Source organism: Streptosporangium sp. NPDC006007, assembly GCF_040614315.1.
Classification (GTDB): Bacteria; Actinomycetota; Actinomycetes; order Streptosporangiales; family Streptosporangiaceae; genus Streptosporangium.
Window position 1 is genome coordinate 47,695 of the sequence record NZ_JBEXUG010000025.1, and the last position, 12,785, is coordinate 60,479.

The 12,785-nt window shown below is 68.7% G+C and carries 12 protein-coding genes; 2 read left to right on the forward strand and 10 right to left on the reverse strand.

Features of this window, described 5'->3' with window-relative positions; genetic code table 11:
• The first annotated feature begins 53 nt into the window (after positions 1 to 53).
• The gene (locus tag ABZ194_RS19940) at positions 54 to 521 is read left to right on the forward strand and encodes a MarR family transcriptional regulator (RefSeq protein ID WP_355598248.1); all 468 of its coding nucleotides are present in this window, start codon (positions 54 to 56) and stop codon (positions 519 to 521) included.
• 123 nt (positions 522 to 644) lie between these two features.
• Here the strand turns inward: ABZ194_RS19940 and ABZ194_RS19945 are convergent, their stop codons facing one another.
• The 6 genes from ABZ194_RS19945 to ABZ194_RS19970 all read right to left on the reverse strand — a co-directional run bounded on the left by ABZ194_RS19945 (position 645) and on the right by ABZ194_RS19970 (position 9,343).
• Complete coding sequence (locus tag ABZ194_RS19945) at positions 645 to 2,582, reverse strand: collagenase (RefSeq protein WP_355598250.1); 1,938 nt, start codon at positions 2,580 to 2,582, stop codon at positions 645 to 647.
• Positions 2,583 to 2,890: 308 nt separating this feature from the next.
• A complete protein-coding gene (locus tag ABZ194_RS19950; protein WP_355598252.1) occupies positions 2,891 to 3,367 on the reverse strand; it encodes a hypothetical protein in 477 nt (158 codons plus the stop codon).
• Between the two features lie 436 nt (positions 3,368 to 3,803).
• Entirely contained in the window at positions 3,804 to 4,271 is a 468-nt protein-coding gene (locus ABZ194_RS19955) for a hypothetical protein (protein ID WP_355598254.1), read from the reverse strand.
• A 340-nt stretch (positions 4,272 to 4,611) separates the two neighbouring features.
• On the reverse strand, positions 4,612 to 7,170 hold the full coding sequence (locus tag ABZ194_RS19960; protein WP_355598256.1) for a collagenase: 2,559 nt from the start codon (positions 7,168 to 7,170) through the stop codon (positions 4,612 to 4,614).
• Between the two features lie 444 nt (positions 7,171 to 7,614).
• Positions 7,615 to 8,109, reverse strand: a complete 495-nt coding sequence (locus ABZ194_RS19965; protein WP_355598258.1) for a DUF1003 domain-containing protein — start codon at positions 8,107 to 8,109, stop codon at positions 7,615 to 7,617.
• Positions 8,102 to 9,343, reverse strand: coding sequence for a CBS domain-containing protein (locus ABZ194_RS19970; protein ID WP_355598260.1), 1,242 nt, complete (start codon positions 9,341 to 9,343; stop codon positions 8,102 to 8,104). The genes ABZ194_RS19965 and ABZ194_RS19970 overlap by 8 nt, the downstream gene beginning before the upstream one ends.
• A gap of 131 nt (positions 9,344 to 9,474) precedes the next feature.
• On the opposite strand from ABZ194_RS19970, the gene ABZ194_RS19975 reads away from it, so the two are divergent.
• Positions 9,475 to 10,422, forward strand: coding sequence for an EamA family transporter (locus tag ABZ194_RS19975; protein ID WP_355598262.1), 948 nt, complete (start codon positions 9,475 to 9,477; stop codon positions 10,420 to 10,422).
• Here ABZ194_RS19975 and ABZ194_RS19980 read toward each other — a convergent pair.
• From ABZ194_RS19980 to ABZ194_RS19995, 4 genes are all read right to left on the reverse strand, one after another.
• Positions 10,397 to 10,762 (reverse strand): hypothetical protein, encoded by a 366-nt coding sequence (locus ABZ194_RS19980; RefSeq protein WP_355598264.1) that lies wholly within the window; start codon positions 10,760 to 10,762, stop codon positions 10,397 to 10,399. The genes ABZ194_RS19975 and ABZ194_RS19980 overlap by 26 nt on opposite strands.
• Before the next feature lie 153 nt (positions 10,763 to 10,915).
• Positions 10,916 to 11,491, reverse strand: coding sequence for a biotin transporter BioY (locus ABZ194_RS19985; protein ID WP_355598266.1), 576 nt, complete (start codon positions 11,489 to 11,491; stop codon positions 10,916 to 10,918).
• Positions 11,492 to 11,670: 179 nt separating this feature from the next.
• Positions 11,671 to 12,510 carry an alpha/beta fold hydrolase gene (locus ABZ194_RS19990; protein ID WP_355598268.1) on the reverse strand — a complete coding sequence of 280 codons (840 nt, stop codon included), beginning with the start codon at positions 12,508 to 12,510 and terminating at the stop codon, positions 11,671 to 11,673.
• On the reverse strand, positions 12,507 to 12,776 hold the full coding sequence (locus tag ABZ194_RS19995) for a DUF4180 domain-containing protein (protein WP_355598270.1): 270 nt from the start codon (positions 12,774 to 12,776) through the stop codon (positions 12,507 to 12,509). The genes ABZ194_RS19990 and ABZ194_RS19995 overlap by 4 nt, the downstream gene beginning before the upstream one ends.
• Between the last annotated feature and the right edge of the window lie 9 nt (positions 12,777 to 12,785).

Here is a 12,785-nt window from a genome sequence, read left to right on the forward strand (position 1 = left end):
CGATTCGGACAATTCGCTGTGTAGATGCGTGTGCAACGTTCTAAGGTTACTCCGTGTCCTTGACAGCGGGCGAGCCACGAGAGGTCGTCGGCTCACGCGAGCCGGAGATCTGGCGGATGCTGCAGCGTGTCCAGGCGCGCGTCACCCGGGCGGTGGAGGCCGGGCTGCTGGTCGAGCACGACCTGGCCCTGGCCTCCTACGACGTGCTCGCGCGGCTGGCGGAGTCGCCCGGCCGGAGGCTGCGGATGAACGACCTGGCCGAGCGGGTCCTGCTCTCCCGTAGTGGTCTGACCCGTCTCGTCGACCGTCTCCAGCGTGACGGCCTCGTCGAGCGCGAGGCCTGCGCCGGTGACGCGCGGGGGCTGTACGCCGTTCTCACCGAGGGGGGTGCCGTACGGCTGGCGGAGGCCACCCCCACCTACCTGCGCGACCTGCGCGCCCAGTTCACCGGCCGGCCGGAGGCCGGGGAACTGCGCCGGTGCGTCGCCATGTTGGACGAGATCCTCCCCGATCCCGGCTGACGGAGGCGGCGGGCTCGCCCGGCTCTCGGGGGCGCCGGTGGATACGGCCGAAGCCCTCCCCGTCCTTGGTGGGGAGGGCTTCGGGTGAGTGATCGGTGTTGCCGGTCCGGCTGGTGCCGGCTGTTAGTTGCAGCCGCCGGCCGCGCAGGAGGACAGCCAGGTGTTCCAGTCGGAGTCGTAGTTCAGGCCGGTCAGGAAGGTGCGGGCCGCGCTCCAGTTACCGGCCCGGTAGTAGCCCAGGAGCCTGGTGATGTCGGCCGGGTGCCTCTCCAGCATGTAGCGGACCCCGAGGTAGCCCCACCGGTAGGTGCGGGTGGTGTCGTTCTGCTCGTAGGTGGTGTCGAACACCTCGCGCATCGTGAAGGTCTTCTTGGCCGCCTCGGTGATGGCCTCGCTGTAGGTGACGTTGCGGTAGGAGTAGGAGACGTACTCGGCGAAGCCCTCGATCCACCAGATGGTCGGGGTCGTGACGCCGGCGTCGAAGTCGCCGTACATGTCGAAGCGGCCGTCGAGGTAGTGCGTGTACTCGTGGTTCAGGTTCCAGATCTCGAAGGTCGGGCGCACCCACTCGGCCTCGTAGGCGATGAACCTGGGCTGGTTGCCGGCGATGGCGGGGTTGCCCTCCAGGTACATGCCGCCGTTGTTGGTGTCGATGTCGTACAGCAGGCCGGCGAAGGTCCCGTAGTCGGAGCTGGAGTCGAAGACGCTCACCTCAAGGGAGGTGTTGTTGTCGTCGGCGACCGGGCCGTTGTCCTTGACGATGTTGTGGAAGAACGCGTCCTGGTTGGCCAGGCTGGCGCAGCTCTCGTTGAGCTGGGCCGTGGTCATGTCCTGGGCCAGGATTCGCAGGCTGGGGCTGCAGGTGTGGCTGATGGGCAGGGCGACGGCCTTGACCCGGGCCTGCAGGTCACAGATCCCGTAGTAGGAGCAGTTCGCCTTGTCGTACAGGTCGGCTATCTCGGCCACGCCCACCCAGACGCTGACGGTGGTCGGATCGGTGAGGCTGCTGCGGTTGAGCAGCGCCCTGGACATGGGGCTGACCGTGGCCTTCAGCGCGCTGTACTGCATGAAACGGGTCAGCTCGCGGGCGGCGTTGTAGGGCAGGAAGGAGTTCTCCGTGCCGATCAGGTTGAAGTAGTCGTTGGCGAAGGTGTCGAGGGTGGTGAGAACGCTGGGGTCCTGGGTGACCGCCGTGGCGAACTCGGGGAGGGCGTGGCCGTTGAACAGCACCGTGAAGACGTTGTTGACGGCGTTGCGCATGTACCAGTACTGGTTGTAGCCGGTGTTGTAGGCGTTCAGCAGCCGTTTCACCACGTAGAGGTAGCGGGCGTTCTCCTGGGCGCTGTCGATGAGGGTGACGACCTCGGACAGGGTCTCGCCGTTGGCCTCGTTGACGTCGCCGGAGCGGGGGTTGGCGTAGAACGCGTCCAGCGCGGAGCGGATCGCGCTCTTGAGCGTCGCGCCGTAGGTGCCGACGTCGGTCGGGTGATACCACTGCACGTAGTAGCCGGCCCGCAGGTACATCACCAGCTGAAGCAGGCTGGTGCTGTTGTCGCCGGCGTATTTGCCCGACACGTTCCGCATCGACGTGGCCACGGTGGCCATCTGCGCCTCTCGGAAGGCCGCCGCGGCGTCGGTCCCGGTGAGGCTGAACAGCGTGTTCACGCAGTCGGGGGTGGCGTTCTTGATCGCGGTGACCAGAGCGCCGCCGGTCTGGCTGGTGAACTGCGAGGTGTCACAGGGCACGGCGGCCCGCAGGGACTTCCGCTTGGGCTTGTCGGCGGCCTGCGGCGTGTCGTAGTCGCGGCGGTGCTCCTTGGTGGAGGCCGACATCGGCGGGCGGTCTTCGAGCTTGAGGGGTTTGTCCTGGACGTGGGCCGGTTCCTCGTTGCTGGGACCGACGACATCCCTGTCGGGAGTGGTTCCGCTGGTGATCGTCGAGCCGTCTCGTGCGGCCGCCGCACCGGGGGCGGCGAGCACGGCCTGCGTGCCGGCGCCGAGGCTGAGAACGGAGGTGATGAGGACCACCTGGGAGACCGCCCGGCGCAATCTGCTCTGCATGTCACTCCTGGGGGGTAAGGGGAGCGATCCCCCTTGGCCGGCAGTTGCCGGCCAAGGAGTTGATCAATGTATGAAATGTAAAATTTCACACATTGCCTGACGGGTGCAAGGTCCAGCTTTACTCCACCTTGTCAAAGAGCATTGCCATTTGCGGGTTGAAGTGGGAAATCTATTGTTTGAAGAGGTTTATTCCGCTTGATAGGTGGCCTGGGGAGGCCGGTGCGGCGCGGAGGGGGCCGGGCGGGCAACACGCGCAGGGCGCGGAACCGTGGTTCCGCGCCCTGCCTGTTTGGTTGATCTGGTTCCGGTCAGTAGACGACCGGAACGTCCACCGAGACGGATGTCGGGCCGGGCAGCGTGCCGCCGCCGCCACCGCCGGGGCCGGAGGGGCCAGGGGTGATCTGCACCGTGGCGCGGACCGTGGAGCCGGAGGCCACGGTCGCGGTGGTGCCCTCGACGGTGAATGAGTTGTTCCAGATGCTCAGCGCCTGGCTTCCCGAACCGAGGAAGGCACCGCCGACGATCGAGCCGGAGACCTGCGCGCCGACGCTCCTCGGGTTGACCGGGGGCTCGGAGATGCCGACGGAACCGACGGTCCCGTAGACCCGTACGTAACCGTCGGTGACGTCCACGCAGGCCCTGACGCTCAGCGCCTGGATCGGTCCAGTGGTGCTGCAGGTGGTCGTGGTGGTGCCGGCCGAAGCGGGGGTGCTCATGGTGAGCCCGCAGGCCACGACCACCCCCGCGGCCAGGAGTGCGGCGCCGCGCTTGGCGATCTGCTTCATCGAGTTCCTCCAGGAAGTCCGGGCGCTCGCCCCGTTGCGGAGCGCCCGTGATTCATAAGATGTCACATGTCACATGCCAAGTTAATGATCTCCAAGTGAATTGCAGCGAAATTGCGCGCAACATCATGGAACGCTCTAATCCTGCATCGCCACGCAACAGAACGCGCGACGGTCTGCTGGGAGGCGGCATTAACGGGCTGTCCTAAATCTGTGTTGAGGTGCGGTCTGATTTGCGGATGCGCCGGAGGCGGCGGCGGATCTCACCTGTGTGGGGTGTTTTCGGTGAGTTATCGCTGAGGTGGGCGCGGTGTCAGTGACTGTCTGCTCCGGAGGTGCCCAGGTAGGAACGTTCCCATCGAGCGGGGGCGCCTGGAAAACGCGTGGGGGCGCGGAACCGTGGTTCCGCGCCCCTGTGATTCGGTCGGCCCCGTCTGGATCAGTAGAAGACCGGAACGTCGATGGAGACGGGCGTCAGCACGGGCGGGATGCCGCCGCCGCCGGGGCCCGACGGGCCGGGGGTGACGCTTACCGTGGCGCGGACCGTGGAGCCACAGGCCACGAACGCGCTGGGGCCCTCGACGGTGAAGGAGTTGTTCCAGATGCTCAGCCCCCGGCTGTTGGAGCCGAGGGACGCGCCGCCGGCGATCTCGCCGGAGACGGTCGCCCGGACGTTCATGGGGGTGCCCGGGGGCTCGGAGATGCCTCGGGCGCCGACGATCCCGTAGATCCGTACGTAGCCGCCGCTGACGTCCACGCACGCCTTGATGTTCAGCGCCTGGACCGGTCCGGTACCGCAGGTGGTCGTGGTGATCTCGGCCGAGGCGGGGGTGCTCACGGTGAGCCCGCAGGCCGCGACCACCCCCGCGGTCAGGAGTGCGGCGCCGCGTCTGGCGATCTGCTTCATCGAGTTCCTCCGTGGAATCACGGTCGCCCGCCCCGTTGCAGGGCGCCCGTGATTCACAAGATGTCACATGTCACATGCCGGATTGATGACCTCTGATCGAGTCGCGGGGAAATTGCGCGCAACATCATGGAACGCTCCGATCCTGCATCGCCTCGCAATGGAACATCTGATGCTTGTCCGAAGCTGTCATTAATGTGCTGATTCACAATGGCATTTAAATGTAGGCCGATTGAAGGACGCGCCGGCGGGCACGGCCGAGCCCTCCCCGTCCAGGACGGGGAGGGCTCGGGGGCGATCGGTGTTCCGGCGGCCGATCGACGTCGGACGCCGGCTCCGGCCGTTAGTACTGGCTGGTCACGGTGACGCCGCCGAAGGCGGTGGCGCCGTGCAGGGTGATGAAGTGGTAGCCGGCAGCCGGGTTGGTGATGGTCAGGGTCTCGGCGTTGCCGGCCGTGACGGAGCGCTTGGTGTAGTTGCCGGTGGTGGCCCAGGTGCTGGGGCTGTAGTAGAGATCGGCGTTGCCGGTGCCGCCGGAGCTGGTGATCTTCAGCTGGGTGGTTCCGGCCGGGACGTTGATGTAGAAGTAGGAGTAGTTGCCCGCGGTCGCGGTGGCGTTGCTCCGGGCACAGTTCTTGCCGAGCTCACGGCTGTCGGCGCTGGTGCACTGGGGTAGCGCGACGGTGACGGTGACGCTCTTGGTGACCGTGCCGGTGCCGCCGTCGTTGTCGGTGACGGTGAGGCGGACGGCGTAGGTGCCGGAGGCGGTGTAGGTCTTGGAGGGGGTGGCGGCGGTGGAGGTGGTGCCGTCGCCGAAGTCCCACATCCGGGAGGCGATGGTGCCGTCGGAGTCGGTGGAGCCGTCGGTGAAGGTGGCGGTGGCGCCGTTCACGCTGGAGGTGAAGGCCGCGGTGGGGGCCTGGTTGTTCGGGTTGCCGCCACCGCCGCCGCAGGCGCCGGTCGCGCAGGCGGTCAGCCAGGCGTTCCAGTCGGTGTTGTAGTTCAGGCCGGTCAGGAAGGTGCGGGCCGCGTTCCAGTTACCGGAGCGGTAGTAGCCCAGGACCTTGGTGACGTCGGCGGGGTGCTTCTCCAGCATGTAGCGGACCGCGAGGTAGCCCCACCGGTAGGTGCGGGTGGTGTCGTTGTGGTCGTAGGTGGTGTCGAACAGCTCGCGCAGGGTGAAGGTCTTCTTGGCCGCCTCGGTGATCGCGGCGGTGTAGACCTCCTGGCGGTAGGAGTAGGAGACGTACTCGGCGAAGCCCTCGATCCACCAGATGGTCGGGGTCGTGATGCCGGCGTCGAAGTCGCCGTGCATGTTGTAGCGGCCGTCGAGGTAGTGCGTGTACTCGTGGTTCAGGTTCCAGATGGCGAAGGTCGGGCGGAGCCAGTCGGCCTCGTAGGCGATGAACCTGGGCTGGTTGCCGGCGACGGCGGGGTTGCCCTCCAGGTACATGCCGCCGTTGTTGGTGTCGATGCCGTACAACGCGCCGGCGTAGGTGTCGTAGTCGACGTCGGAGTCGAAGACGCTCACCTCAAGGGAGGTGTTGTTGTCGTCGGCGACCGGGCCGTTGTCCTTGACGATGTTGTGGAAGAACGCGTCCTGGTTGGCCAGGCTGGCGCAGCTCTCGCTGAACTGGGCCGCGGTCATGTCCTGGGCCAGGATCCGCAGGGTCGGGCTGCAGGTGTGGCTGAGCGGCAGGGCGACGGCCTTGACCCTTCCAAGGAAGTCACAGGTGCCGAAGTAGGAGCAGTTCGCCTTGTCGTACCTGTCGGTCATCTCGCCCGCGCCCACCCAGATCCGGGCGGTCGTACCGGTGATGCCGCTCCGGCCGATCAGCGCCTTGGTCAGGGGACGGACCTTGGCCTTCAGCGCGCTGTGCCGCAGGAAACGGCTCAGTTCGCGGGCGGCGTTGTAGGGCAGGTAGTAGTTCCCCGTGCTGATCAGGTTGAACTTGTTGTTGGCGAAGCTGTTGAGGGTGTCGAGGACGCTGGTGTCGTTTGTGACGGCGGTGACGAACTCGGGTTCGTCGTGGCCGTTGAACAGCACGGTGTAGACGCCGTTGACGGCGTTGAGCATGTACCAGTGCTGGTCGTAGGAGCTGTTGTAGGCGTTCAGCAGCCGCTTCACCACGTAGATGTAGCGGGCGTTCTCCCGGGCGCTGTCGATGAGGGTGACGGCCTCGGCCAGGGTCTCGCCGTTGACGTTGTTGACGTCGCCGGAGTGGCCGTTGGCGTAGAACGCGTCCAGGGCGGAGCGGATCGCGGTCTTGAGGCCGGCGCCGTAGGAGCCGACGTCGCCGGGGTGGTACCACTGCACGTAGTAGCCGGCCCGGAGATACAGCACCAACTGGAGCGTGCCAGTGCTGTTGTCACCTGTGTAGTAGAGCGCGTTGTCGCGCAGCGCGTAGGCCACGCTGGTCATCTGCGACTCGCGGAACGCGGCGGAGGCGTTGCCCCCGGTGAGACCGAACAGCGTGTTCACGCAGTCGGGGGTGGCGTTCTTGATCGCGGTGACCAGGGCGCCGCCGGTCCGGCCGGTGAAGTCCGAGACGCCGCAGGCCGCGGCGGCCTGGAGGGACTTCTGGGTCGGCTTCTCCGTCGCCTTCTGCGTGGGCTTGTCGGTGGTCGGCGGAGCGTTGTGGTCGCGACCGCGCTCCTTGGTGGAGGCCGACAGCGGCGGACGGTCTTCGAGCTTGAGGGGTTCGTGCTGGATATGGGGCGGCGCACCGTCGCTGGGGCCGATGACATCCCCGTCGGGAACGGTCCCACTTGTGATCGTCGAGGTGTCCCGTGCGACCGCCGAACCCGGGGAGGCGAGCACGACCTGCGTGCCGACGCCGAGGCCGAGGACGGAGCCGATGAGGACCACCTGGGAGATCGTCCGGCGCAATCTGCTCTGCATGTCACTCCTGGGGGGAGGGGGAGCGATGCCGCCCGGCCGAGAACGCGGCCAAGCGGTTGATCGTTATATGAAATGTAAAATTTCACACGTCACATGGCCGATGCAAGTCCCAGTTTTGCTGTGGTTTGTCAGAAAGCTCCGTCTTTTATGGTTTAAAGCGGGGAATCCGTCGTTCGTTGGGGTTTGTCCCGCTGAATGCGTGGTCCGGGGAGCCTGTGCTGCCCCGTGTGGCGCGGGGGCACGACCGCCGGAGTGACCTGCGGATCAAGGTCGGGAACGGCGGGGCGGGGCTGCCGTCCGCGGCGCCGCGCCCGTTCTCCCCGCTCGCGGCCCGGCCCTCGGGTTCCGCGGGTGGACCGTTTGAAAATGTGGAGGAATGTGGAGAAAAATCGAGGAATGTCAGGATGCTGACAGCTCTGCCGGGGGGACCGTCGTTCCGCGGGACTAAGGCTCCGTGGACCGTGACACGGCCGAGGAGGGCGGCTCCCTGAGATCCTCCTGCAGGCGCTGGAGCTCCGAGCGGAGATAGTCGCGGGTGGTCACCTCGCCGACCGCGATGCGCAGGGCGGCGATCTCCCGGCTCAGATACTCGACATCGGCCTGGTTCCGCTCGGCCGCCCCGCGGTCAAGCTCGTTCTGGACCCGGTCCCGGTCGTCCTGCCGGTTCTGGGCGAGCAGGATCAGCGGCGCGGCGTAGGACGCCTGGAGCGAGAGGATCAGTGTCAGGAAGATGAACGGATAGGGGTCGAAGTGCAGGTTCACCGGGGCGAGAACATTCCACAGCACCCAGACCGCCACGAAGACGGTCATGTAAACCAGGAACCTGGCGGTGCCGAGGAACCGGGCGATCTGCTCCGACAGCTGCCCGAAGGCTTCCGGGTCGTAGTGCACGCGCAGGCGCAGGCCCCGCTCCCTGGGAAGGTCGAGCCGGTCAGTCATGTTCGGCCCCCGGTCCGTGGTCCTGCTCCCGCCAGTCGTCGGGCAGCAGGTGGTCGAGCACGTCGTCCACGGTGACGGCGCCGACCAGGCGGCCCACCTCGTCCACCACGGGAACCGCCATCAGGTTGTAGGTGGCCAGGTAGGAGGCCACCTGGTTGAGGGTGTACTCGGGCCGGATCGGGTCCAGGGAGGTGTCCATGACGCCGCCCAGCAGCGTGGACGGGGGCTCGCGGAGCAGTCGCTGGAAGTGGGCCAGCCCCAGGAAGCGGCCGGTCGGCGTCTCGACGGGTGGCCGGGCCACGTAGACCTGCGCGGCCACCGCGGGTGACACCTCGCGCTGGCGGATGTGGGCCAGTGCCTCCGCGACCGTGGCGTTCGGCGGGAGGATCACGGGCTCGCTCGTCATCATGCCGCCCGCGGTGTCCTCGGGATAGACCAGCAGCCGCCGGACCGGGGCGGCCTCCTCGGGCTCCATCAGCGCCATCAGCGCCTCGGCCTGTTCGGGGGGGAGCTCCTGCAGCAGGTCGGCCGCGTCGTCGGGGGCCATCTCCTCCAGCACGTCCGCGGCCCGCTGGGGGGTGAGCCTGCTCAGGACGCCGATCTGGTCGCGTTCGGGGAGTTCCTCCAGCACGTCGGCGAGCCGTACGTCGTCGAGGGCGGCGGCCACCTCGGCGCGCCGCTTGTCCGGCAGCTCGTGCAGGGCGCCGGCCAGGTCGGCCGCGCGCATCGTCTCGAAGGCGACCAGCAGGTTGGCCGCGCCCTGGTCCTTCTGCACCGCGCCGAAGCCGCCGACCTCGGCCCACTCCACGATCTTGGTCGGGCCGCGTCGCCGCAGTCCCAGGCCGGAGCCGCCCGGGACCACGGCCACCTTGGTGACCAGCCACTCGGCGCGGCCGGTCTGCTCCATGGCCAGGTCCAGGACCGTCAGGCGCTCGCCGGCCACCTCCACCTCAAGGTCGAGCATCTCGCCGATGACGAGGGTCTCCGTGGCCCGCTGCTCGAAGCGGCGCATGTTGATCCGGCCGCTGAAGACGACCGACCCGGCCTCGACGCCGCGTACCCGGGTGATGGGCAGGAAGACCCGCCGCCGGGGCCGCACCTCGACGACCAGGCCGTGCACGCGTGGCGGTCTGGTGCCGGCGATCGCCACCACCACGTCCCGTACCCGCCCGATCTGGTCCCCCGCCGGGTCGAAGACCGGGGTGCCGGCCAGTCGCGCGATGAAGATCTTCACATTCGAAGCGTAGGTCGCGTTCCGGGATCCCAGCCCACGGCGCGCTCACATTTCGGACCCCCACTTGCTGTCTTCCGACCCGCCATGACAGCATCAAAAGGTTAGTACGGTGGTTACATGGATGGTGGTTTATGAGACGTGCCGGTCTGATGATCGCGTTCGCGTCGTCCTGGTGTTTCGCCTTCTCCGGGCCGATGGCCAAATACCTGGCCGCCGCCGGTCTGGCCCCGCTGGAGGCCGTCTGGGTGCGAATGATGGGGGCGGGGCTGCTGCTCGCCGGGATTCTCATGATCATCAGGCCCCGGGCGCTCCGCGTCCCGCGTTCGCGGCTGCCGTTCTTCCTGGCCTACGCGGTCATCGCGGTGGCCGGGGTGCAGGCCCTCTACTTCGCGGCCATCACCCGGCTGCCGGTCGGCATCGCCCTGCTCATCGAGTTCACCGCGCCGGTGCTGGTCGTGCTCTGGGTGCGGTTCGTCCGCCGGATACGGCTGTCGCCCGCGGCGTTCGCCGGCGCCGTGGTGGCGGTGATCGGGCTCGGCGTCGTGGTCGAGGTCTGGTCGGGGCTCAGCCTGGACCCGGCCGGCCTGCTGCTCGCCTTCGGCGCGGCGGCGTGCTGCGCGGGCTACTTCCTGCTCAGCGACGGGTTCGGCGACGACGTCGACCCGCTCGGCCTGATCGCCTGGGGCATGCTGGGCGCAGCCGTGACGCTCCTCCCGTTCGCCCGGCCGTGGAGCATCCCGTGGGAGGCGTTCACCCTGACCGTGGCGCCCGAGGGCGGCCACGCCCTGCCGGCGCTGGGGGCCGTGATCTGGATGATCCTGGTCGCCACGGTTCTCGGCTACATCCTCGGCGTCACCGCGGTCCGCCGCCTGTCGGCGGCCATCGGCTCCACCGTCGCCTCGCTGGAGGTCATCGCCGGAGCGGTGGTCGCCTGGGTGCTGGTGGGCGAGGCGCTCGGGCCCTTCCAGATCATCGGCGGTCTCACCGTCCTGACCGGCGCCTACCTGGCCCAGCGGGCCACGGTCACGCCACCCGTGCCACCGGGGGCGGAGGTCAGGGAGCCGGTTCGCGTGGCGTGAGCCGTACCACCCGGGAGTGGGCGGCCCAGCGGGCCGTCAGGCCCGCGCCGTCGACGGCGTTGAGCCGCTCCCTGGCGAGCGCGGCCACCGCCCCGGGGGCCGCCGCCTGGTCCACCACCTCGACGGCCGCCTCGAAGGTGATCAGCCGCGCGCCGTTGTCCTTGCTCCGGAGCGTCACCCGGACCTCCTCGGCCTCGGTCAGGCCGGGCAGTTCCTGCTCGCCGCCGCCGGTGACCACGTAGATCGCGCCGTCGTGCCACGCGTGCCAGGCCAGCCGGGGCCGGTCCAGGGACAGCCACAGGACCCCCGACTTCTTGGCACCCTCCTCGATCACACCCATAGCACGAATGTACGGCCTGCGCCCGGCGAGGCCCGCGCCCCCCTACGGTCTCCGCCCCCGTGACCTGCGCCCCCTTACGCTCTGCGCCCCCGTGACCCGCGCCTCTCCTCAGGCGGGGAGGCGCGGGCCGTGCGGGGAGCGCCGATCCGCCGGTCAGCGCCGGAGGAGCTTCCACGCCGCCGGGAGCAGACCGGCCGCGATCGCGATCTTGAGGGCGTCGCCGAGCAGGAAGTTGCCCGCGCCCACGGCGAACGCCCTGCTCAGGTCCATGCCGGTGACGGCGATGAGGACCGGCAGGCCGAAGGCGTAGATCACCAGGTTGCCGAGGACCATCGTGCCGACCGTGCGCGGTACGGTACGGTCGCCACCGCGCTCGGCGAGCCTGCCGACCAGGGCCGCGGCGGCGATGAAACCGAGGACGTAGCCGAAGCTGGCGCCGGCGAAGCCCGAGGCGCCGTCGGCGAACCACGGCACGCCCGCCACGCCGACGAGCATGTAGAGCGCCATGCTCAGCGCCGCGCGGTTCATGCCGAGCGCCGCGCCGACCAGCACGACCGCGAACGTCTGGCCGGTGACCGGGACCGGTGAGCCGGGGACGGGGAAGCTGAGCTGCGCGGCCAGGCCGGTCAGGGCCGCGCCGCCGACCACGAGCGCGACGTCACGGACGCGGGATGCGGGGATGAGGTCGGACAGTACGGCGGGCCGGACCATCGAGGAGGCGTTTGCCATGGTTCATGTCTCCCTATACCGAAGCTTGATTCCCCATTATTCGGACATCTCCCCCGGAGGCCGTACAAGGTCGGAGCCAAGAACGGGGGCGAGACTTTGTATGACCGCCATAGATCGGCCCGGCCTGCCGCGCGGCGCCATCCTCACCCCGTAGCCTTCGGTGTTGAGCGACCTCTACCTCAGGCCCGGAGGAACTCGGCGATTGGCTCGGCCTGGCCGAAGACGGCGTGACCGACCTCGGGGAGCAGGTGCACCGTCGAGTGCGGGACGCACTCACGGACGCGCCGCGCGGTCTGGTGGGAGTCGAACATGGCGTCACGGCCACCGACGATGACGAGTACGGGCATGGTGAGGCCGCGCAACGCGTCGTCGGGGAATACCGGGAGCTTCTCCCTGCGCGGGTTGAAGTGCGTGAACGTCAGGACGACGGCGTCGAGCGCCTGCCGGTCCCTCTCCTCGTCCAGTCCTGCGACAGCCATCGCCGACTCGCGCAGTCCGCCGCGCCGGAACGGGTGGGTCAGCAGGGCCTTGAGGATCCAGCCGACCTTCTGCCGTCCCACGCCGCCGGGGCACATCAGGGCCAGGTGGGTCACTCGTTCCGGACGGCGGATGGCGTGGTCCAGGGCCGTCCAGCCGCCGAGGGACATGCCGGCGAACGCGGCGTTGACGATCCCGAGCCCTTCCAGCACGTCGTCCAGCCAGAGGGATACGGCGTCGGAGTCCAGGGCGGGGCGCGAGGGCGCGCTCAGGCCCGGCTCGCCGACGAGGTCGACGGCGTACGTGCGGAAGTGCTGAGACCAGGTGGCGATATCTCCTCGCCACATCGACGCGTTCGCGCCCGAGCCGTGCAGCAGCACCAGGGGCGGCGCGTCCCGCGGGCCGGAGACGAGGACGAAGGTCTCGCCCTCGCGAGTCGGCACCCGTACGTGCTCGGCGGGAACCGGCCAGGCGTCCAGCGCCCGCCGGTAGTGGTCGCGGAGCTCGCGTTCACCGGCCTCGGACTTGTAGATCATGGTCATGACGACCGCACCCCCAGTCGCGCGTCGAGCGCGTCGAGATCTGAAACGAACCACACGTGGCCGGACCTGTTCGACTCGCCGACGAGCGCGCGCGGAGCAGAACCGGCCGCCGGATGTGAGGAGACGCCGCCGACGACCGCAGGCTTCAGCCGGTGGATGACGACCTTCTGCGTGAGCTCGCCCGCGAAACGGGAGCCCAGCGAGAAGAACCGCTCGTCCGGGCGGGCCGCGGGCACCGCCACCACGTCCTGTTTCGGCATGGGCATTGGGACCAC